Raw genomic sequence first — 17891 nt, forward strand, 5'->3', positions numbered from 1 at the left:
CAACCCCGCCCTTCCTTCGCTGGGAGAAGACTCGTCTAGCGCGAGTCGGAAGACATCGGTCGACTGACGTAGCCGCGAAGGAGCGCCCGCGGACGGGGCACCGGCTGACGTACGTAGGGGTCCGGGGCGCAGCCACAGACCGGGCACAGTGGACTGTCTGACACCCGGACGTCGCCGGCGGACGGACGGTGGGACACCCAGTGGCGCATGGTCACACCGCCGCTTCGAGCCGGCGCTGCCCGTACCCGGTGGACACGGCGGTCGCGCCGGACGGGAACGGCGCGTCGATCGGCCGGTACATCGGCCGCGGGCCGGGTTTGCGCCGCGGGAAATACCGGTGGTAGATCTCCAGCCGGGCCGAGGCGGTCGGCGGCACCATGCCGGCCCGCCCGAACGAGTGCAGGATCGCCTGGTGGAGAACCCGAGCGGCTTCCTGGAGCGCGAAACCCTCGGCGCGGGCGCCCTCCGGCGCCAGACAGCGGGCGATCATCGGCAGCGCGTTGTAGCGGTTCTGGTCGGCGAGCTCCCGGGCCGCGATCTCGAACGCGACGTAGAAGCCGGAGAACGCGACCGGGTAGGCGAGCACGTCGGTGAAGTGCAGCCGGTGGCGTGCCAGCGCGGGCACCGCGTACCAGCGCAGGCCGAGCTGGGCGAACCAGGCGTAGCCGGGGTGCTCCAGGTTGACCTCGAGCACGCGCTCGGGCGACAGCTCGTAGGCGATCACCGGCCCGCCGTGCACGCGCAGCAGCAACGGCAACACGTCGAACGGACCGGGCAGGAGCCGGCCGCCGTCCACCGGGCGCCCGCCCGGCCAGCCGGCCCGCAGCGCGAGCGTGGTCAGCTCGAGGTGGCGTGGATCGCCCAGGATCGATCCGTCCGCCTGCTGGTAGCCGGCATAGCCGACGAGCTGCTCGTTGAGGATCTCCACCGCCGGGTCGAGCACGGTGGCCACCGAGCGGATCTTCCCGTCCCGGGTGGCGACCCGGAGGTGTTCGGCCAGCCCGGAGGCGACCGCGTCCGGGTCGGTGACGCCACGCAGATCACGGACCTGCAGGCCGCGCCAGCGCAGGCGGCCGATCCCCTTGTCGGCGTTCGCCCAGGCAACCCTGGCCGCCCAGGCGAGTTGCTCGGTAGTCGGAATGGTCGGACCGGTGAGCTGCCCCCGGTCGGCCGCGGCGAGGTCGATTCGCACTTGGCACCTCCGTCGGTGGTCGGACTCAGTCGCGCAGGACGCAGACCGTGGCGAGCGTGGGGTCGGCCGAGCCGTGGATGTGCATTCCGCTCGCGACCGCGCGGGTCAGCGCGGCGACGGCGTCGCCGTCGAGGCACTCACCGGGCATGACCGCGGGGACGCCCGGCGGGTACGGCGTGATGGGTTCGGCGCTGGTGCGCCCGACGGCCCGCTCCAGCGGGACGGTCTCGGTCGCGGCGAAGTGGGCCTCGCGCGGGGTGCAGACCTGGGTGCGCGGCGCCAGCAGCGCCTCGACCAGCCGGCCGTCCCAAGCCGGGCGCAGCAGCCGGCGCGGACGGCAAGACAGCGTCCGCAGCGCGGTGACCAGCGCGTCCACGACGTCCGGCGAGGTGCACGTGGTGATCGCGACGAACAGGTTGCTCTCGTCGGCGCCCTCCACGGCCACCGCCGGGTGCAGCAGCCCGCTGGTGCCAAGGCCGGGGCCGGGCGTCCGGAGCAGCCTCTCGATCTCGAGACCGGTGAGGCCCAGCCCGGCGACGCTGATGACCAGGCGCAGCGGGTCGAACCGCTCGGCCGGGACGCCGAGGTCCTCGGCTTCGGCCACCCGGACACCGGGGATCGCGGCCAGCCGCCGGCGGGCGTTCGCGACCAGTTCCAGGGTCCGGTCGAGCAGGGTGCGGCCGCGGCTGACCATCGTCCGGCGGGCGTCGTCGATGCTCGCGAGCACCGGCAGCAGCGGGCTGGTGGTCTGGGTCATCTGGACCACGCGGCTGATCCGGTCGGCCTCGAACCGGTCGCCCCTGGTGAAGATGATCGCGGCTCCGGACGGCGCGGCGAGCATCTTGTGCGCGGACGTGACCGACACGTCGGCGCCGACCGAGATCGCGTGCGCCGGCAGGTCGGGGTGGAACGGCAGGTGCGCGCCCCAGGCCTCGTCGACCATCAGCGGGGTGCCGTGGCGGTGGGCCACGTCGGCGAGCGCGCGGACGTCGGAGCACGCGCCGGCGTACCCCGGGCTGACCATGCTCACCAGCCCGGCCCGGTGGCCCTGGGCGGACAGCCCGGTCAGCGTCTCGTCGAGCGCGGCCGGATCGATGCCGAGGCTGATGCCGAAGCCGCCCTCGTCGAGGCGCGGGGTGACCCAGTGCGGCGTCGCGCCGGAGAGGACCAGGCCGGCCAGCGTGGACGTGTGGCTGTCGCGGGCGACGACGACGTGCTGGCTCGGCTGGGCCAGATGGACCGCCCGGTTGCCTCCGGACGAGCCGTCGAGCAGGAACAACGCGGTGTCGGCGCCCCAGGCGGCCGCGGCGAGCGCCTCGGCCTCGCGGCGGGCGTTCGTCGCGTCCGCGGGGGTCAGCCAGACGTCGGAGGCCAGGAACGTGTTCCCCAGCAGGGCGCGCAGGCCGGTGCCGACCGTGCGTCCGCCGGCGTGGCCGGGGACGTGCAGCGCGCCGGTCTCCAGGCCTCGGTAGTGGAGGATCGCGTCGACCAGCGGGGCCGCGCTGTGGGCCGCGTCGAAGAGGACGGGCCGATCTCCGGAGGGCAGGGCAACGGCGGTCATCGGTTCGCCGTCCTTTCACCGATGACCGCCGTGCCGCCGGGCGCGCCGGACGGGCCGGCGCTCGGGGTGGGGGCGATCGAGACGGATTTGGTGGGCTTTCCGTTGGGCGCGAAGATCATGTAGGCCATCAGGGCGAAGATCGCGGCCATCGCGAACCACTTCCCGGTGGGCACCACGACGCCGTTCGCGACTTTGTCCATGATCAGGACCCCGACCTGGACGCCGACGATCCAGCCGAGCGTCACGGTGCCGAGCTCGGCCCAGTGGAGGCTCGCGGCGTAGACGGCGAACACTCCCAGGAAGGCGATCGCGCCGGCCGACCACCAGAGCTGGTGCCCGTCGGCCATGTAGCGGATCGCGCAGTAGCTGCCGATCAGGTCCAGGCCGGTCAGCGCGACCATCGCGACGAGCCCCATCGGGGAGAACTCGATGAAGCTCTTGCCGGCCACGATCGGTTCGGCCAGCACGGACGCCACGGTCGGCTCGGTCAAAGCCGCGGGGAGACGGAAGACGTCAACGGCGGCTGGTGCCGACGCGGCGGTCAAAGTCGAATACATGGCCATCAGCGCTCCACTTCCTCACGGACTCGGCCCCGGCGGGTGTGTCCGTCGCTGTGAATACGCTCGCCCACTCTGCGTAATGAGACATCGGTCGACTGACGTAGACGCGAAGCGCGCAGCGCGGCCGTGCCGTACGTCTGCGGGAATTGCATTGCAGAGTCGGCGGTTCTACGGCGATCCGATGGGTCGAACGGTGGAGCGTGCGGTGGCCGCTCGGCGTGAGCGTGGAGGGAGCAGCAGGAGCACGCACGCGCCCGCCGGAAAGTTCAGACCGGTAGGGTCTGGCCGATGTCCACCACGCCCCCACCGACGGCCGTCCGGTCGGTCGCGATCGCGCTGATCGTCGTCGGCGCGCTCGACCTGGTGTTCGCCGTCCTCGCGTGTTGCGGCCGGGTCGCGCGGCTCGGTCAGAGCGGCGACACCAACTTCACGTCCGACGCCGAGGCCGCCGGGTTCCTCACCTACACGCTGCTGGCCGTGGCCTCGCTGCCGATCGGCGCCCTGGTCCTGACCGCGGGTGTGCTGCTGCTGCGGGGCCGGTCCCGGACGCTCGGCCAGGCCGGCGCGATCGCCGCGATGGTGCCGGTGTCCTGCTGCTTCCCGGTCGGCATCCCGGTCGGTATCTGGGCGCTGACGGTGCTCAAACGCGACGACGTCCGGGCGATGCTCGACCACCCCGGCGGCCCTCCCCCGGGCCCCGGCGGCTACCCGCCGCCCGGGGGTTACCCGCCGCCCGGGTACTGACCGCCGGGTCAGGAGGTCTCGAAGGCCTGGGCCATCCGGGCCTGGTCCTCCAGCACCTCGTTGATCCGCGCCTGCACCGTGTCGAGCTCGCCGATCGTCTGGCTGGTCGCGTGGATGCCGGCGGCGACCTGCTGGCTGCTCGCCTGGATCCCGGTGATCTGGTCGGACACCTTCTGGGTCGCCTCCGCGGTCTCCCGGGCCAGCTCCTTGACCTCGTTCGCGACGACCGCGAAGCCCCGCCCCACCTCCCCCGCGCGCGCCGCCTCGATCGTCGCGTTGAGCGCCAGCAGGTTCGTCTGCTCGGCGATGCCGCTGATGATGCGGATGACGTCGCCGATCGCCTGGGACGCGTTGCCGAGCGCCTCGACCTCGGTGGTCATCGCGCTGGCGCCGCGCATGGCCTGCTCGCCGACCGAGCTGGCGTCCATCGACGCCCGGCGCAGCTCGTTGATGCTGCCCAGCAACGCCTGGGCCTTCTCGTAGTCGTGCTCGGCCCGGCGCAGCATCTGCATCCGCTGCGACACCAGCAGCTGGACGTTGCGCAGCGCCGCGGCCCGCGACGGCGAGAGCTCGATCTCCCGCGTCGTGAAGAAGTCCATCGTGCCGAGGATCCGGTCGCCGTCGAGGATCGGGAAGCAGACGCCGGACTTCACCCCGGCGCGCTGGGCGGCCGGTGCGCGCACGCAGTCGGTCATCTCCGCGAGGTCGCGGACGAACACCAGGTCCCTGGCCTTCCAGGTGCGGCCGGAGAGGCCGACGCCCTCGGCGAACGTCGCGGCCAGCGTCACCTTGCGGAACTCGTCGCCGGCCGAGCCCGACTCGACCTTGAAACGCAGGACGTTCTCCTGCTCGTCGAGCTGCCAGAACGAGCCGTAGGCCCAGCCGAACGCGGACCGCACGGTGTCCAGGGCCACGCGCAGCGCGGAGTCCTGCTCGGTCGCCTCGCCGATCTTCGTGACGACGGTCGTCACCGCCTCGCGGTCCTCGAGCGTCTCCCGGAGCGCGGCGGCGGCGATCGCGTTGTTGCGCGCGATCAGCGCGATGCGGGTGATCGCGGCCCACTTGTCGCTGCTGAACGCGGGCAGCGGGTCACGGCCGAAGAACTCCAGCACGGCGACGACGGTCCCGCCCTGCAGCAGCGGCACCGACGCGGCGTGCATCATGCCGGCCCGGTGGGCCGCGCCCCAGCGCAGGCACCGGTCGCCGGCGTGCGGGTCCTCGCTCGTCATCACCGGCCGGCGGTTGTTCACCGCGACGCCGAGCAGGCCGGCGTCCGGGGGGATGCTCGCCGACCCGCCGATCGCGGCCTGCAGCGTGCTCGAGAGCTCGCCGTACTCGGCGCTGAGCGAGTACTGGCCGCTCGGCTCCTTCGACCACCAGGCCCCGTAGGCGAGGTTGAGGGCCTGGACCAGCTCCCGGACGATCTTCGCGCTGGCGTCCTCGAGGCTCTCGACGCCCTCCCCGAGCGCGGACAGGACCCGCTCGAGCGCCTCGACGTCGCGCGGCACGACGAACGCCGTGGTGGGGCCTGCGTCCGACCGGGAGAACCAGCCCATGCCGTGCCTTTCCCTGAGAGCGCCACTCAGGTGTCAGTTCGGCGGCGTACTCCGTCACTCAAGGCAAATCACAACCTTGTTCCCACCGCTTCGCACCCGTTCCGGTCCGGAGGCCGGTGGCGACGAGCACGCACGCCACCGCGAGCAGCGCGGGGGCGGTGGGCGAACCCTCGGTGCCGAGGGCGGCCCACTGGGCGACGGCCAGCAGAAGGGCCAGGGCCAGGGCGCCGAGTACGGCGCCGGCGAGCCACCGGGGGCGGACGTCGGGCGGGCCCACCCGGGCGAGCCAGAGCGTCACCGCGGCCAGCCCGAGCGCGACCGGCCAGGTCCAGCCGGCCAGCCACGGCAGCAGCCCGGCCACCACGAGCAGGCCGATCTCACGCACGTCCCAGGACGGGCGCCGCAGGTCACGCAGCCAGCCCGGCCGGGCCAGCCCCACCCCGGCGAGCGCGAGCGCGGTGGCCGCCGCCCCGACCGCATCCGCCCCCGGCACGAGCGGAGCCGCCGCCAGCACCGCGGCGGTCGCGTCGACGGCGGCTCCGCTCGTGCCCGGGGTGTCCCGGTCGGAGCCGGTCTCGCTCAGCCGGACCCGGTACCCGGGGCCGGCCTGGTCGCCGCTGAGCACCTGCGTGCCGGTGGCCCCGGAGGGCTCCTGCGGTAGCGACCCCAGCGCCGACAGCCCGAACCAGACCCCCGCCGCCAGCAGCAGCGGCACCGCCAGGGACACCCGGCCCCACCGGTGCCAGGCCACGCACGCGACCAGCCCGAGCAACGCGGGCGACACCAGCCGGCAGACCACCAGGTCGAGCACGAGCAGGACACCGAGCACCAGGGCGGCGGCGAACACCAGTCGGCCCGGCCGGACGGTACGGGGGGCGGTCACGGCACGGGACTGTAGTGGCTCCCGTCCAGTTCCGTGTCCAGGTAGCCGCGCACCGCGGCGGCGTCGTCGGCCAGCAGACCGATGTACCCGTCCGGCCGCACGACGACGTAGCCACCGGCCTCCGGGTCGATTCCGTAGGACTCGTACGCCGCGGTCGCTCCGGTGTCCAGCTCGACGGCGTGATCGAGAGCCGGAGCGGGACGGAAGGCGAGGACGCTCGCGTGCGGACCGCGGAAGCGGTCGAACAGCGTGCCGCCCGGGAGGGGCGCGTCCGGGGCACGGTCACCGGCGCGCAGCACGCCCGGCGCGCGGCGGGTGTCGACCGACAGCGTGCTGTCGCGGTAGTGGAGGTCGAGCTGGTCGGTGTCGCGGCCGCGGCGAGGCGCGTCCTGGGAGCCACGGAGGAGCAGCGTGGAGAGGCCGAGCACGTCGGCGGCGACCGGCTGACGCTCGGCCTGGTAGGTGTCGAGCAGGTCGGCGGACGCGCCGGCGAGGACGGCCGCCAGCTTCCACCCCAGGTTGTAGGCGTCCTGCACCCCGGTGTTGAGGCCCTGTCCGCCGGCCGGGGAGTGCGCGTGCGCGGCGTCGCCGGCCAGGAACACGCGGCCGTCGCGGTAGCGCGCGGCGAGCCGGATGTTCACCCGGTAGAGCGAGCGCCAGGTGACGGCTTCGAGCACCAGGTCGTCGCGGCCGCTGCGTTCGGTGACGAAGCGCTGCAGGTCGCCGGGCTCCTCGTCGGGGGCGAGCGGCGCGGTGAGCTGGAAGGTGTCGGTACCGGGCAGCGGGCAGAGGCCCAGCGTCAGCTCCTGGGTGGCCAGGTCGCCCCAGATGTGCCAGTGGTCGCGGTCGAGCCGGCCGTCCGGGAACCGCACGTCGGCGAGCGCCATGCGCTCGGTCTCGTACGTGTCGCCGAGGAAGGGGATGCCCAGCGCCCTGCGGACCGTGCTGCGGCCGCCGTCGGCGCCGACCGCGTACCGCGCGCGGATGCCCGCGGCGGTGACCCCGTCGTCGTCCTGGGTCAGGTCGGAGACGGCCGTCCCGTACTCGACCTCGACGCCGAGCGCGGCCAGGCGATGACGCAACGCCTGCTCGGTGAGCTGCTGGGGCAGCATGACGATGCTCGGGTACGGGACGTCGGCGCCGGCCGCGCGTGGTTCGCCGAGCGTCCCCTCCCAGACGACGGTGTCGCCGCGGTAGGCACGCATCGGGGGGTAGGGGGCTGCGGTCGCGAGGACCTCGTCGATGACGCCGAGGTCGTCGAAGACCTCCTGGGTGCGGGGCTGGATGCCCTTGCCGCGGGAGGCCTGGACGGGGCCGGGGGCGGCGTCGACGATGCGGACGGGCACACCGCGGCGGGCCAGGTCGATGGCGAGGGTGAGGCCGGTCGGGCCGGCTCCGATCACGAGTACGTCGGTCATGCGCACACCGTCGCGGCACCCGCTGGCGAAACGCTGGCAGAGCGCTGACGGTGACGGCGGTCACACCCCGTATTTCCCGGCGATCTCGCGGGTCTGTGTCCGTGAAAGCGCGCCACGGAGCGCGACGAACGTGGAGAGGGGAACTCCGTGACCAGCAAAGAGATCGTGATCGCACCCAGGCCGGTGCCGTACGGCTCCGCCGCCGCCGACCTGAGCGACGAGCCGTTCGCCATCCGGATGGCCGCCCGCCTCGGCGACGCCAAGCGCTCGGTGGACCGCTTCGTCCACGAGGTCCGCTACCGCCCCCCGCGCGCCCGGACCGCCCGGATGCTGGTGCTCATCCCGGCGCACAACGAGGAAGCGACGATCGCCAAGACGCTCGACGCGCTGCTCACCCAGTCCCGGGTGCCCGACCGGATCGTCGTCATCGCCGACAACTGCACCGACGACACCGAGAAGATCGCCCGCCGCTACCGCGGGGTGACGGTCATGCGGACCGTCGACAACCACGACCGCAAGGTCGGCGCGCTCAACCAGGCCTGGCGCCGCTGGCAGGCCGGCTACGACTTCATCGCCGGCATCGACGCCGACACGCAGCTGGCGCCCGACTGCCTCCAGCACCTGGAGGAGGAGCTCGCCAACACGCCCCGCGCCGGCGGCGTCATGGCGCGGTACACCTTCGACCAGCGCCTGGGCACGACGCCGATGGCCCGCCTGCTGATCCGCCTGCAGCGCATGGAGTTCGCCGGCTGGACGATGGACGCGCTGCAGAAGAACCGCACCACCTACGTCCTCGGCGGCCAGGCGTCGCTGTTCAACGCCGACGCCTTACGGCGAGTCACCGAGCGCAACAACACCCCGGGCCCGTGGGACGCGTCCGCGCAGGTCGAGGACATGCAGCTCACCGGCGACCTGCGCGGCATGCGGTACGAGACGCTGGTCTCCCCGAACGCCCGGGCGCACGCCGGCGCGATGCTCACGTTCCGCTCGCTCTGGGCGCAGCGCCGCAAGTGGGACGAGGGCATGGCGCGCCTGCTCGCCAAGCCGCAGCTGTCCAAGTGGACCGCGACCCTCTGGCGTCAGCAGCTCTCGCTGCTCTCCAACGGCGTCACCCGGCTGCTGTTCCTCTTCCTGCTGACGTTCTCGCTGATGGTGCACCAGTTCGTCTGGTCCTGGTGGTGGCTCACCCCGACCGTGGTCGCGTCGCTGCTCAACGCCCGGGTCGCGTGGACGATGCCCAACCGCACGATGGGTGACGTGGTCACCGCGATGCTGCTGCTCCCGGTCGAGGCGTACCTCTGGTTCCGGCTCGCCTGCACCACCGCGTCCTGGTCGAACGTGCTGGCCGGCATCAAGCGGGACGGCTGGGAGGACCAGGCCCGCGCCGAGCGCGGTGCCTCCAACGGCCCGGGCCGCATCATCACCGCGGTCGCGATCGTGGCGGTGCTCGCCGGTCTGACGGTCTTCGGCTGGCTGCACGCCCCGCTGTGGCTGCAGGAGCGGGTGCTGACCGTCGGGTGGTCGCTCCTCGCGGTGGTGACCGTGCTCCAGACCCTGATGATGATGATCCGCCTGGTCCGCCCCTCGCGCGGCTACCGCCCCTGAGATGAACTTCCCGCTCCGGCCCGGCCGTCCCCTCCGCCGGGCCGGAGCGGGAGACAGGCCGACCCCGGCCGGGCCGTCCCCTCCGCTCGGCCGGAGTCGGAAGTATCGAAAGCCCCCGCACCGTTCCGGTGCGGGGGCTTTCGCCGTTCAGCCGGCGTAGGAGGCGCCGTCGACCAGGCCGAGCTTGCGGCGGACGCGCTGGTAGAACGTGGCTTCGCCGAGGCGGACGACGCGGGCGGCGTCGGGATCGGTACGCAGGTCGAGCCGCGTACCGGGTTCGGCGGTGCCGGCGACGATCCCGTCGACCTCGACCGCGAGGGACCCGCTGCCCTCCTCGACGGTGAGCGCCAGGCTCTCCGCGCAGTCGAGCACCACCGACCGGTTGAACGCGGAGTGCGGCGCCGACGGCGTCACGACCAGGCCCTTCACCGTCGGGGAGATGATCGGGCCACCCGCGGAGAAGCTGTACGCGGTGGACCCGGTCGCGGTGGCCACCACGAGCGCGTCGGCGGCGTAGCGCAGGAACGGCTGGCCCCCGACGCTCAGCTCGACCGACGCGAGGCCGTGGCCCGGCGTGCGGACCAGCGCGATGTCGTTGAACGCGAGCAGGTGCTCGGACCACTCGGGCACCGACGCGGTCACCGCCGACCGCGGCTCGACGCGGTACTCCCCCGCGTCGATCTGCCCGAGCGCGGTCGCCAGGTCGGGCACGTCGACCTCGGCCAGGAACCCGAGCCGGCCCAGGTTGACCGGCAGGATCGCGCCGTGGTGACCGTGCATCATCCGCATCGCGCGCAGCATCGTGCCGTCGCCGCCGAGGCTGATGACGAGGTCGCTGGCGGCCGCCAGCTCGTCGGTGTCCACCGGCACCGCGGCGCAGTCGATCCGCTTGACCTCGTCCTTGAGACCGAGCACCTCGACGCTCTTGCTCTTGGCCCAGTCGACGATCGTTTCGATCGCCTGCTGGGATTCACGGGCCGGGTGCAGGACCAGGCCGACCTTGCGCAGAACGCCCACGCGCACAGCCTACGGCCGCGCCTTGGCCGCGACGACGAAAACCCGGCGGAACGGGTACCGGACGTGCCCGCCGGTGACCGGGTAGTCGGCGTGCAGCCGCTCGTCGAGGGCGGCGGCGAGACCGGCGTACTCGTCGGCCGGTAGCGCCGCGACGACCGGGCGGAGCGTGGTGCCCTCCAGCCAGGTGCGCACCGGGTGGGCGTCGCCGTCGGCGGGGAGGTGGTGCAGGTAGGTGGTCTCCCAGGCGTCGACGACGCAGCCCGGCAGACGCTCGGCGTAGCCGGCCGGGTCGAGGACGGGGCCGGGTTCGTCGGTGGTGAGGTTCCGCTCGGCCTTGAGCTCGCGGACGGTGGCGTGGGAGGGCGCGTGGTAGTTGCCGGGAACCTGGACGGCGAGCCAGGCTCCGGGGCGCAGGTCGGTGGCCCACCTCGTCAGCAGGTCGGGGTGGCGCGGGATCCACTGGAGCATCGCGTTGCTGATCACGACGTCGTCGGTCACGCTCGGGCGCCAGGTGGTGGCGTCGGTCACGCCGAACGTCAGCCGGTCACCCGCCGGAGCGCCGGCGATCATGGCCGCGGAGGAGTCCAGGCCGGTGATCCTCGCCGCCGGGTAGCGGTCGGCGAGCGACGCGGTGAGCGTGCCCGGCCCGCAGCCGAGGTCGACGACCGAGCGGACGTCGCCGGGCTCGGCACCGATCCGGGCGACGAGTTCGAAGAAAGGGCGCGCGCGTTCGGGCGCGCGCCGCAGGTAGATCGCTGGATCCCACTGGACGAATGCCATTGGAGAGGTCCTCCCGACGGTTCTACGCTGCCGGTATGGGGTGGCGGCCCGACGAAGCGCCCCGGGGCGACGGCCCCGGGGACGATGATCTCGCGCTGCCGCGACCGTGGGACGCGGGGCCTCCTCCGCCGGAACCGGACCTGCTCGAGTCCGGGGGTGGTGCGGAGCGGGATCCGGTGCGGGTCCGGCGCCTCCCGGTGCGGTTACCCCGTCTCCGGCTGCCGGTGCTGTCCCCGGCGGCGGACGACGCGCCCGGCGCGGTGCGGCGGTTCTCCCTTCGGCGCCGGCCGGTGGTCGCGGTGCTCGTGGGGGCGGTGCTGGGCGGGCTGCTCGTGCACGGGTACGACGACCGGCTGGCCGAGCAGGCCGAACGGGACACGATCGCGCTCTCCGCCCGGGTCGTCCCGATCGACACCCCGGGCGGACAGGGCCGCGACTCCTGGCTGCTGCGACTCGTCGTCGCCAATCGCGGCGCGACCACGTTGACGCTGCGCTCGGCCGCGCTCGCCGACACCCCGCTCCGCTCCGCCCTGCGCTCGGTCAGCGAGAACGTCACGCTCCCGGCCGGCAAGGAGGCCTGGGTCTCGATGGACGTCTCCGGCGCCTGCGCCGGCGGCGGGCTCACCCGCCCGCCCACCGCCATCGACGCGGTCGTCAGCGCCCGCGACCGGGGTGAGCGCACGGTGCGCATCGACCTCTCCGACGACACCTCGCTGCTGCTCAGCTCGGCCCGCCAGACCTGCCTGGACGCCAACTTCGCGCTGTGGGCCGCCGCGGAGGAGGCCGGGCCGGCGCGCCTGGACCGCAACGGCCTCTCGATCCCGGTGCGGTTCCGGTCGAACCGGAGCCCGGCCTGGGAGGTGAGCGCCGTCCGCAACGCCGGTTCCGGCCTGGCCGCCACCGTCGCCGCGAACCTGCCGATGCGCTTCACCGACGGCGTGACCCCGGCGACGACCGTGCGCTGGACGATCACCGACTGCGTGCAGGCCAAGGCGCTCGGCTACACCGACCTGCGGTTACGCACGACGCTGACGCTGTCGGGCGCCACCCGCTCGATCGAGGTCACGACGACGCTCAGCGCGGCGCTGTCCGAAGCGGTCTCGGTGTTCGTCCGGCACACCTGCACGTGATCAGCGGCGCTTGACGTACTCGATGACCGCCTGCCGGGTGGTGCGCACGTTCAGCGCCTCGCGGGCGGCGGCGATCCGGCGGTTGGCGGTGCGCAGGGACAGGAACTCGGCGGACGCGGCGGCGGCGATCGAGTCCCCGGCCGCGAGCCGGTCGAGCAGGGCCCGCTGCTCGGCGGTGAGCGGCAGCCCGTCGTCCGCGGCGGCCGGCTCGGCCGTCGTCGCGGCCCCGTCGCCGTCCCCGGTCTGCGGTGCCCGGCGCACCGGGCCGATGCGCGTGAGGTCGGCCAGCAGCGCCTGGCCGGTCGGGCTCTCGGCGTCGGCCACCGCCACCACCCCCGCGCCGCGGGCCGCGGCCAGCACCGCGCCGGCCACCGCGTCGTCGTCGGCGACCGGGCCGGTCACGACCGTGCGTGACGCGGTGAGGTCCCAGGGCTCGTCCGGGACGCCGAGCCCGGTGCGCACCGACCAGCCGTCCGCGGCCAGACGCCGCACCACGGCGGCCAGGTCGGTGGCCGACCGCAGCACGTAGAGCGGCCGCCCGCTCACTCGGCACCGGCCAGCACGAGGGTCGCGGCCTCGGTGCGCGTGCGAGCGCCGAGCTTGCGCATGCCCGCGCGGACGTGCGTCTCGACGGTCTCCCGGGAGATGCCCAGCTGCCCGGCGATCCGGCGGGTGGGTTCGCCCGCCGCGACCAGGGCCAGCACCTCGCGCTCACGGGCGGTGAGCGTGCGGGTACGGGTGCGGTCGATCGTCGCGCGGCGCACCGAGTAGCGGCGCAGCGCGCGGTGCACCCGGCCGAGCAGCACGGTCAGCCCGGCGTGCTCGGCGTACTTCTCCGCGGCCAGCAGTGGGGGGAGCGCGCGGTCGGCGTCCGGCGTGGAGAGGCCGGCCGCGAGCAGGCAGCGGATCTGTTCCCGCAGCGCGCTGCCCTGCCACAGGGCCGCCGCGGCCTCGAAGGCGGTGGCCGGCGGCGTGTGCTCGACCACCGTGCCGTCCTCCACGCCCGCCCAGGCCGACAGCGTCGCACGCACCGGCAGCAGCCGGTGCCCTCCGCCGGTCAGGTCGGCGTCTCCCCGTTCCTCGGCGGCGGAGCGGAGGTCATGGCGGGCCCACCGGGTCGTGACCGCGCCCAGGCCACCGGCGAGCGAGCCGCTGGCCGGTGCGTCGTCCGGCTCGAGCGCCCGGTCGGGCTGACCGTCGAGCCAGGACACCTCGCGGTCGACCCAGCGCACGACCTCGGGCCCGGGGCCGCGGCCGGTTCCGGCGGCGCGGCCGGCCGGGTCGCGGTCCAGGCGGGTGCGTGCCGGGGCCAGCGCGCCGGTGTCGGCCAGCGCGAGCGACGCCGCGGCCAGCGCGTAGCTGCGGGCCTGCGCGGGCAGGGTGCGGTCGAGCAGGTCGACGGCGCCCCGCACCACCGTGTCGAGGTCGGCCCCGAGCAGCGCGCCGCACCAGAGCTCGGTGGCCGCGAACCGGGTCTCCCAGCTGTAGGCGAGCTGGCCCGCGCACGCGGCGCGGTACTGACCGGCGACGCTGCCGGCCTCGGTGATCCGGCCGTCGGCCAGCAGGTGCTCGGTGAGCAGCCAGCCGCTCCACCAGGCGTCGACCGGCCGGCCGTCGGCCAGGGCCGCGCTCGCCGCCGCGGTGAGGCCCTCGATCCAGCCGTCCCGCCGGTCGCGGGCCGCCAGCGCGGCGAGCCCCACCCGGACCGCCGGGAACCCGGCGAGCTCCCCCGGCACGGCCACCGCGCGCGCCGCGGCCCCGGTGGCGTCGGCCGACAGCGCGGCCAGCAGCGTCACCCGCGTGTGCTCGGCCCGCAGCACGTCCGGCGCACCGGCCGCCGGCACCGCGCTCACCGCCGCGAGGGCCTCCCCGGCCGTCCCGGCCTGCAACGACGCTTCGGCACGCAGCACCGCCGTGCGCACCCGGTCGCCGACCGGCAGCGGCTCGGCCGACGGATCGGGAAGGACGCGGCGGCAGGCGGTGGTGTCGCCGGCGGCCAGCGCGGCCTCGGCCGCCTCCAGGCGCAGGGAGACCAGCGAGCGCGGGCGCCCGCCGTCGGAGTCGGTGGGCACCCCACCGGCCGCGACCGCCGACTCCACCGCCAGCAACAGCGCCGCCGCGCGGTCGCCCACCGTGGCCGCGGCACGCACCGCCCCCAGCGCCGTGCGGTAGGCGGACACCGCGTCGCCGCCGGCCGCGCGGTGCCGCGCGGACTCCAGACCGGGGAGCAGGTCGGCCAACCGGCGGTGCAGCCCGGTCCGCTCGGTCACCGGCAGCACGGCCGCGGCCACCTCGGCGAGGTACCGGGGCCGGGGCACCACCAGGTCGCCGTCCACTGTGACCCAGCCGGCCTCGGTCAGCTCGGGTACACCGGGCCCGAGCAACGCCGGCGACGCGGGGCGGCCGAGCAGGCCCAGCGCGGCCAGCGCGGTCCGGGCCGGCCGCGGCAGATCCGCGACCGCGGCCGCGACCGCCCGGTCGAGCGCCCCGGTCGCGCTGTCCTCGTCGCTGATCCCCGGCTCCGCCTCCCCGGCCGAGACCGACGCCAACCCGCCGGCCACGGCCCGCGCCGCCAGCACCCGGATCGCGAGCGGATTCCCGCCGGCCCGCGCGAGCACCGCCGCCAGCAGCCGCTCGTCGAGCGTCGGCGCCACCTGCCGGGCCAGCTCCCGCGCCGCGGCCGGATCCAGGCCGGGCAGCACGGTCCACCGGACGGCCGCCGCCCGCAGCGCGGCTTCGGTCTCCGGCGGTAACCCGCCGGGCGTCCGGATCGCGATCAGCACGCGGCTGACGTCGGCCAGGAGCGGGAGCACAGCCAGTGACAAAGGGTCGGCGTGATGCACGTCGTCGACCACCAGGAGACCTTCGCCGACGCGGGCCCGCACCGCCTCGGCGGCGAGCGGAACGTCACGCTCGGGCAGGCGGGCGCGCACCGCGCGGGACAGCGCCATGCCCGGGAGGTGACGCAGAGTGGCCAGACCACCACCGGTGAACACCGGGCCGCGGAACCGCGCGGCCAGCGAGCGCAGCGCGGTCGTCCGGCCGATCCCCGGTCCACCGGCCAGAACCACGAGCCCGGGCCGTCTCAGCGGGGCATCGGGGCCGTCCTGGATCGCCGGCGTTCCCCCGTCGGCGTCGAACACCGCATTTCCTCCCGCACTGAACCGATCTGATCCCCCTGTCCGAACCCTGGCTGGTGTGGCACGAAGTAGGGATGGTGCGGCCGAAGGATATGCCTAGGGTCAGTGCTGCGAATCCCGCACAGTCAAACCCCCGACACAGGTCCCGGCAGGTCTGCCTTTGCGGGCCACCCTGAACGGGTCCCTTCGACAGGAGGATGTTTCCCATGAGCGACGGAACCGACGCCAACTTCGACGCCGGCGCACCGGACGACGCGCAGGCGGTCGACTACAACCAGGACGGCCAGGAGGACGGCTACCTGGTGACCAACAGCGACGGTTCGCAGTACGAGGTTCTCGACACCGACGGCGACGGTGCGTACGACACCGTTCTGGTCGACACCGACGGCGACAACGCCGCGGACGCGGTGGGCGTCGACACCGACGGTGACGGTGTGATCGACGCGGTGGCGGTCGACACCAACCACGACGGTGTCGCGGACTACGCGGCGGCCGACACGGACGGTGACGGCGTCATCGACACCGCGGTGGCCGACACCGACGGCGACGGCACCGCTGACGTCGCGTACCAGGACACCAACGGCGACGGCACCGCCGACGTCGCGTACTCCGACACCGACGGTGACGGCGAGTTCGACACGCAGACCCAGGCCCCGGCCGGCACCCAGACCGGTGCCCCGGACCTGGCCAGCGCCTGATCAACCCGGCTGCCGGGCCCGTGGGTCACCGCGGGCCCGGCAGCGGCATGATCAAGGAAAAGCACCGAACACTTCAGGGAGCAGACAGTGGCGCCAGGTCCGCTGAGCCAGCGCGTGGCCGGACTCTGCGGGGAGGTCGGTCCCCGGCTCGGAGGCGGCACCGGCGTAGCGGTCGCGGACCTGTCCCGACGGCTCGGCGAGCCCCTGCGGGTCGCGATCGCCGGACGACTCAAGGCCGGTAAGTCGACGCTCGTCAACGCGCTGATCGGCCGCCGGGTGGCGCCCACCGAGGTCGGCGAGTGCACCCGGCTGGTGACGCAGTTCCGGTACGGGCCGGCCGACCGGGTCGACGTGGTCCGCCGCGACGGGCTGCGCGTCAGCCTGCCGCTGGACGAGTCGGGGATGATCCCGCAGCGGCTCGGCATCCCCCGCCAGGAGGTGTCCTACGTCGACGTCACGCTGGCCAGCGACCGGCTGCGTGACCTGACGGTCGTCGACACCCCCGGCCTGAGCTCGACCAACTCCCAGGTCAGCGCGGGCACGCGGCGGTTCCTGTTCAACGACAACCCGGTCGACGACGACCTCGACTCGGACTCGCAGAGCGCGCTCTCCGGGGCCGAGGCGATCATCTACGTGTTCACCCAGTCGGTCCGTGAGGACGACCTGGAGGCGCTGGAGGCGTTCCGCTCGATCTCCGCGCGGCTGTCGTCGAACCCGATCAACTCGCTCGGCCTGTTCAACAAAGTGGACAAACTGGGCGGCGGGGGTGACCCGTGGCCGGTCGCCGGCCCGCTGGCCGAGACGCAGGCCCAGGCGCTGCGCCGCCAGGTCGCGGACGTGGTGCCGGTCGTCGGCCTGCTCGCCGAGACCACCGAGGCCGGGCGGCTGACCGCGGCGGACTGCGAGAGCCTGCGCGCGCTGGCCGCGCTGCCCGCGGTGGACCGCGCGGTGCTGATGGCCTCGGTCGACCTGTTCACGACCCGCGAGTGCGAGGTGCCGGCCGAGCAGCGCGAACGCCTGCTGCGCCTGCTCGACCTCTACGGCATCCAGTTCGCGGTCGCGTCGCTGGCCGCCGACTCGACGCTCGCGACCGGCGAGCTGATCCGCCGGCTCTACCGCGCGTCCGGGTTCCCGCGCGTGCGCCAGACGCTCGACCAGGCGTTCCGCTGGCGCACCGACGCGATCAAGGCCGGCTGGGCGCTGACGACGCTGGAGCAGATCGCCGCGCGCGCCGAGCGTCCGGCCGACCGCGAGCTGCTCCGGGACGCGGTGGAGCGCCTCCTCCAGCAGCCCGAGTACCACCAGCTGCGGCTGCTCGAGGTGGCGCAGCAGGTCACCACCGGCGCCGTCGAGCTCCCGGCCGGGATGGAGTCCGAGCTCACCCGGCTCGCGCTCTCCGACGACCCCGGCTGGATCCTGAACCTGGCCGGTGCGCCGGTCCCCCAACTCGCGCAGGCCGCGCTCGAGGCCGCCACCCGCTGGCGGACGTTCGCGGTGGCGAGTGCGAGCCCCGCTCAGGCGCGGATCGCCCACGTGGCGCACCGCGGCTTCTACCTGCTGTCCCAGCGCGTCCGCGCGAACGCGTCCTGACCTCCCCGAACGGAGTA

The 17891-nt window shown here is 74.3% G+C and carries 15 protein-coding genes; 5 read left to right on the forward strand and 10 right to left on the reverse strand.

Features of this window, described 5'->3' with window-relative positions:
- Nucleotides 1-211: 211 nt before the first annotated feature.
- Genes CRYAR_RS27495 through CRYAR_RS27505 form a run of 3 tightly spaced genes read right to left on the reverse strand, consistent with a single transcriptional unit; the run spans nt 212 to nt 3310 of the window.
- Nucleotides 212-1192: a nitric oxide synthase oxygenase gene (locus CRYAR_RS27495; RefSeq protein ID WP_051571019.1), complete on the reverse strand. Its 981-nt coding sequence runs from the start codon at nt 1190-1192 to the stop codon at nt 212-214.
- Between the two features lie 25 nt (nt 1193-1217).
- Nucleotides 1218-2753, reverse strand: coding sequence for an aminotransferase class I/II-fold pyridoxal phosphate-dependent enzyme (locus CRYAR_RS27500; RefSeq protein ID WP_051571020.1), 1536 nt, complete (start codon nt 2751-2753; stop codon nt 1218-1220).
- Nucleotides 2750-3310: a hypothetical protein gene (locus CRYAR_RS27505; protein ID WP_157018105.1), complete on the reverse strand. Its 561-nt coding sequence runs from the start codon at nt 3308-3310 to the stop codon at nt 2750-2752. Before CRYAR_RS27505 ends, CRYAR_RS27500 begins: the two co-directional genes overlap by 4 nt.
- A 291-nt stretch (nt 3311-3601) precedes the next feature.
- Here CRYAR_RS27505 and CRYAR_RS49150 point away from each other — a divergent pair, with 291 nt between their 5' ends.
- On the forward strand, nt 3602-4057 hold the full coding sequence (locus tag CRYAR_RS49150) for a hypothetical protein (protein ID WP_035856285.1): 456 nt from the start codon (nt 3602-3604) through the stop codon (nt 4055-4057).
- An 8-nt stretch (nt 4058-4065) separates the two neighbouring features.
- On the opposite strand, the gene CRYAR_RS27515 is transcribed toward CRYAR_RS49150, so the two are convergent.
- From CRYAR_RS27515 to CRYAR_RS27525, 3 genes are read right to left on the reverse strand one after another with little or no spacing between them, the layout of a single operon-like run.
- On the reverse strand, nt 4066-5613 hold the full coding sequence (locus CRYAR_RS27515; protein WP_035856286.1) for a GAF domain-containing protein: 1548 nt from the start codon (nt 5611-5613) through the stop codon (nt 4066-4068).
- Nucleotides 5614-5671: 58 nt separating this feature from the next.
- On the reverse strand, nt 5672-6496 hold the full coding sequence (locus CRYAR_RS27520; RefSeq protein WP_157018107.1) for a hypothetical protein: 825 nt from the start codon (nt 6494-6496) through the stop codon (nt 5672-5674).
- Entirely contained in the window at nt 6493-7914 is a 1422-nt protein-coding gene (locus CRYAR_RS27525) for an FAD-dependent oxidoreductase (protein ID WP_051571021.1), read from the reverse strand. Before CRYAR_RS27525 ends, CRYAR_RS27520 begins: the two co-directional genes overlap by 4 nt.
- A gap of 147 nt (nt 7915-8061) precedes the next feature.
- On the opposite strand from CRYAR_RS27525, the gene CRYAR_RS27530 reads away from it, so the two are divergent.
- Nucleotides 8062-9519 carry a glycosyltransferase family 2 protein gene (locus CRYAR_RS27530; RefSeq protein WP_035856288.1) on the forward strand — a complete coding sequence of 486 codons (1458 nt, stop codon included), beginning with the start codon at nt 8062-8064 and terminating at the stop codon, nt 9517-9519.
- Nucleotides 9520-9666: 147 nt separating this feature from the next.
- On the opposite strand, the gene CRYAR_RS27535 is transcribed toward CRYAR_RS27530, so the two are convergent.
- A complete protein-coding gene (locus tag CRYAR_RS27535) occupies nt 9667-10527 on the reverse strand; it encodes an NAD(+)/NADH kinase (RefSeq protein WP_035866833.1) in 861 nt (286 codons plus the stop codon).
- Nucleotides 10528-10545: 18 nt separating this feature from the next.
- Nucleotides 10546-11316, reverse strand: a complete 771-nt coding sequence (locus CRYAR_RS27540; RefSeq protein WP_035856289.1) for a methyltransferase domain-containing protein — start codon at nt 11314-11316, stop codon at nt 10546-10548.
- A 35-nt stretch (nt 11317-11351) separates the two neighbouring features.
- On the opposite strand from CRYAR_RS27540, the gene CRYAR_RS27545 reads away from it, so the two are divergent.
- The gene (locus CRYAR_RS27545) at nt 11352-12446 is read left to right on the forward strand and encodes a hypothetical protein (protein WP_035856290.1); all 1095 of its coding nucleotides are present in this window, start codon (nt 11352-11354) and stop codon (nt 12444-12446) included.
- On the opposite strand, the gene CRYAR_RS27550 is transcribed toward CRYAR_RS27545, so the two are convergent.
- Both CRYAR_RS27550 and CRYAR_RS50350 read right to left on the reverse strand, forming a co-directional pair.
- Nucleotides 12447-12992: a hypothetical protein gene (locus tag CRYAR_RS27550; RefSeq protein WP_051571022.1), complete on the reverse strand. Its 546-nt coding sequence runs from the start codon at nt 12990-12992 to the stop codon at nt 12447-12449. It lies immediately after the preceding gene.
- Nucleotides 12989-15589 carry a helix-turn-helix transcriptional regulator gene (locus CRYAR_RS50350; protein ID WP_211247663.1) on the reverse strand — a complete coding sequence of 867 codons (2601 nt, stop codon included), beginning with the start codon at nt 15587-15589 and terminating at the stop codon, nt 12989-12991. The genes CRYAR_RS27550 and CRYAR_RS50350 overlap by 4 nt, the downstream gene beginning before the upstream one ends.
- 203 nt (nt 15590-15792) lie before the next feature.
- Here CRYAR_RS50350 and CRYAR_RS27560 point away from each other — a divergent pair, with 203 nt between their 5' ends.
- Both CRYAR_RS27560 and CRYAR_RS27565 read left to right on the forward strand, forming a co-directional pair.
- Complete coding sequence (locus CRYAR_RS27560) at nt 15793-16284, forward strand: hypothetical protein (protein ID WP_211247664.1); 492 nt, start codon at nt 15793-15795, stop codon at nt 16282-16284.
- An 87-nt stretch (nt 16285-16371) separates the two neighbouring features.
- Nucleotides 16372-17874: a dynamin family protein gene (locus CRYAR_RS27565; protein WP_035856291.1), complete on the forward strand. Its 1503-nt coding sequence runs from the start codon at nt 16372-16374 to the stop codon at nt 17872-17874.
- Nucleotides 17875-17891: the final 17 nt, after the last annotated feature.

It is taken from the genome of Cryptosporangium arvum DSM 44712 (genome assembly GCF_000585375.1).
Classification (GTDB): Bacteria; Actinomycetota; Actinomycetes; order Mycobacteriales; family Cryptosporangiaceae; genus Cryptosporangium; species Cryptosporangium arvum.

Bases quoted from the DNA above. Each gene is read 5' to 3' on its own strand.
- CRYAR_RS27500 (WP_051571020.1), bottom strand. From the start codon at position 2,753: ATGACCGCCGTTGCCCTGCCCTCCGGAGATCGGCCCGTCCTCTTCGAC.
- CRYAR_RS27505 (WP_157018105.1), bottom strand. From the start codon at position 3,310: ATGTATTCGACTTTGACCGCCGCGTCGGCACCAGCCGCCGTTGACGTC.
- CRYAR_RS49150 (WP_035856285.1), top strand. From the start codon at position 3,602: ATGTCCACCACGCCCCCACCGACGGCCGTCCGGTCGGTCGCGATCGCG.
- CRYAR_RS27515 (WP_035856286.1), bottom strand. From the start codon at position 5,613: ATGGGCTGGTTCTCCCGGTCGGACGCAGGCCCCACCACGGCGTTCGTC.
- CRYAR_RS27525 (WP_051571021.1), bottom strand. From the start codon at position 7,914: ATGACCGACGTACTCGTGATCGGAGCCGGCCCGACCGGCCTCACCCTC.
- CRYAR_RS27540 (WP_035856289.1), bottom strand. From the start codon at position 11,316: ATGGCATTCGTCCAGTGGGATCCAGCGATCTACCTGCGGCGCGCGCCC.
- CRYAR_RS27545 (WP_035856290.1), top strand. From the start codon at position 11,352: ATGGGGTGGCGGCCCGACGAAGCGCCCCGGGGCGACGGCCCCGGGGAC.
- CRYAR_RS27560 (WP_211247664.1), top strand. From the start codon at position 15,793: ATGAGCGACGGAACCGACGCCAACTTCGACGCCGGCGCACCGGACGAC.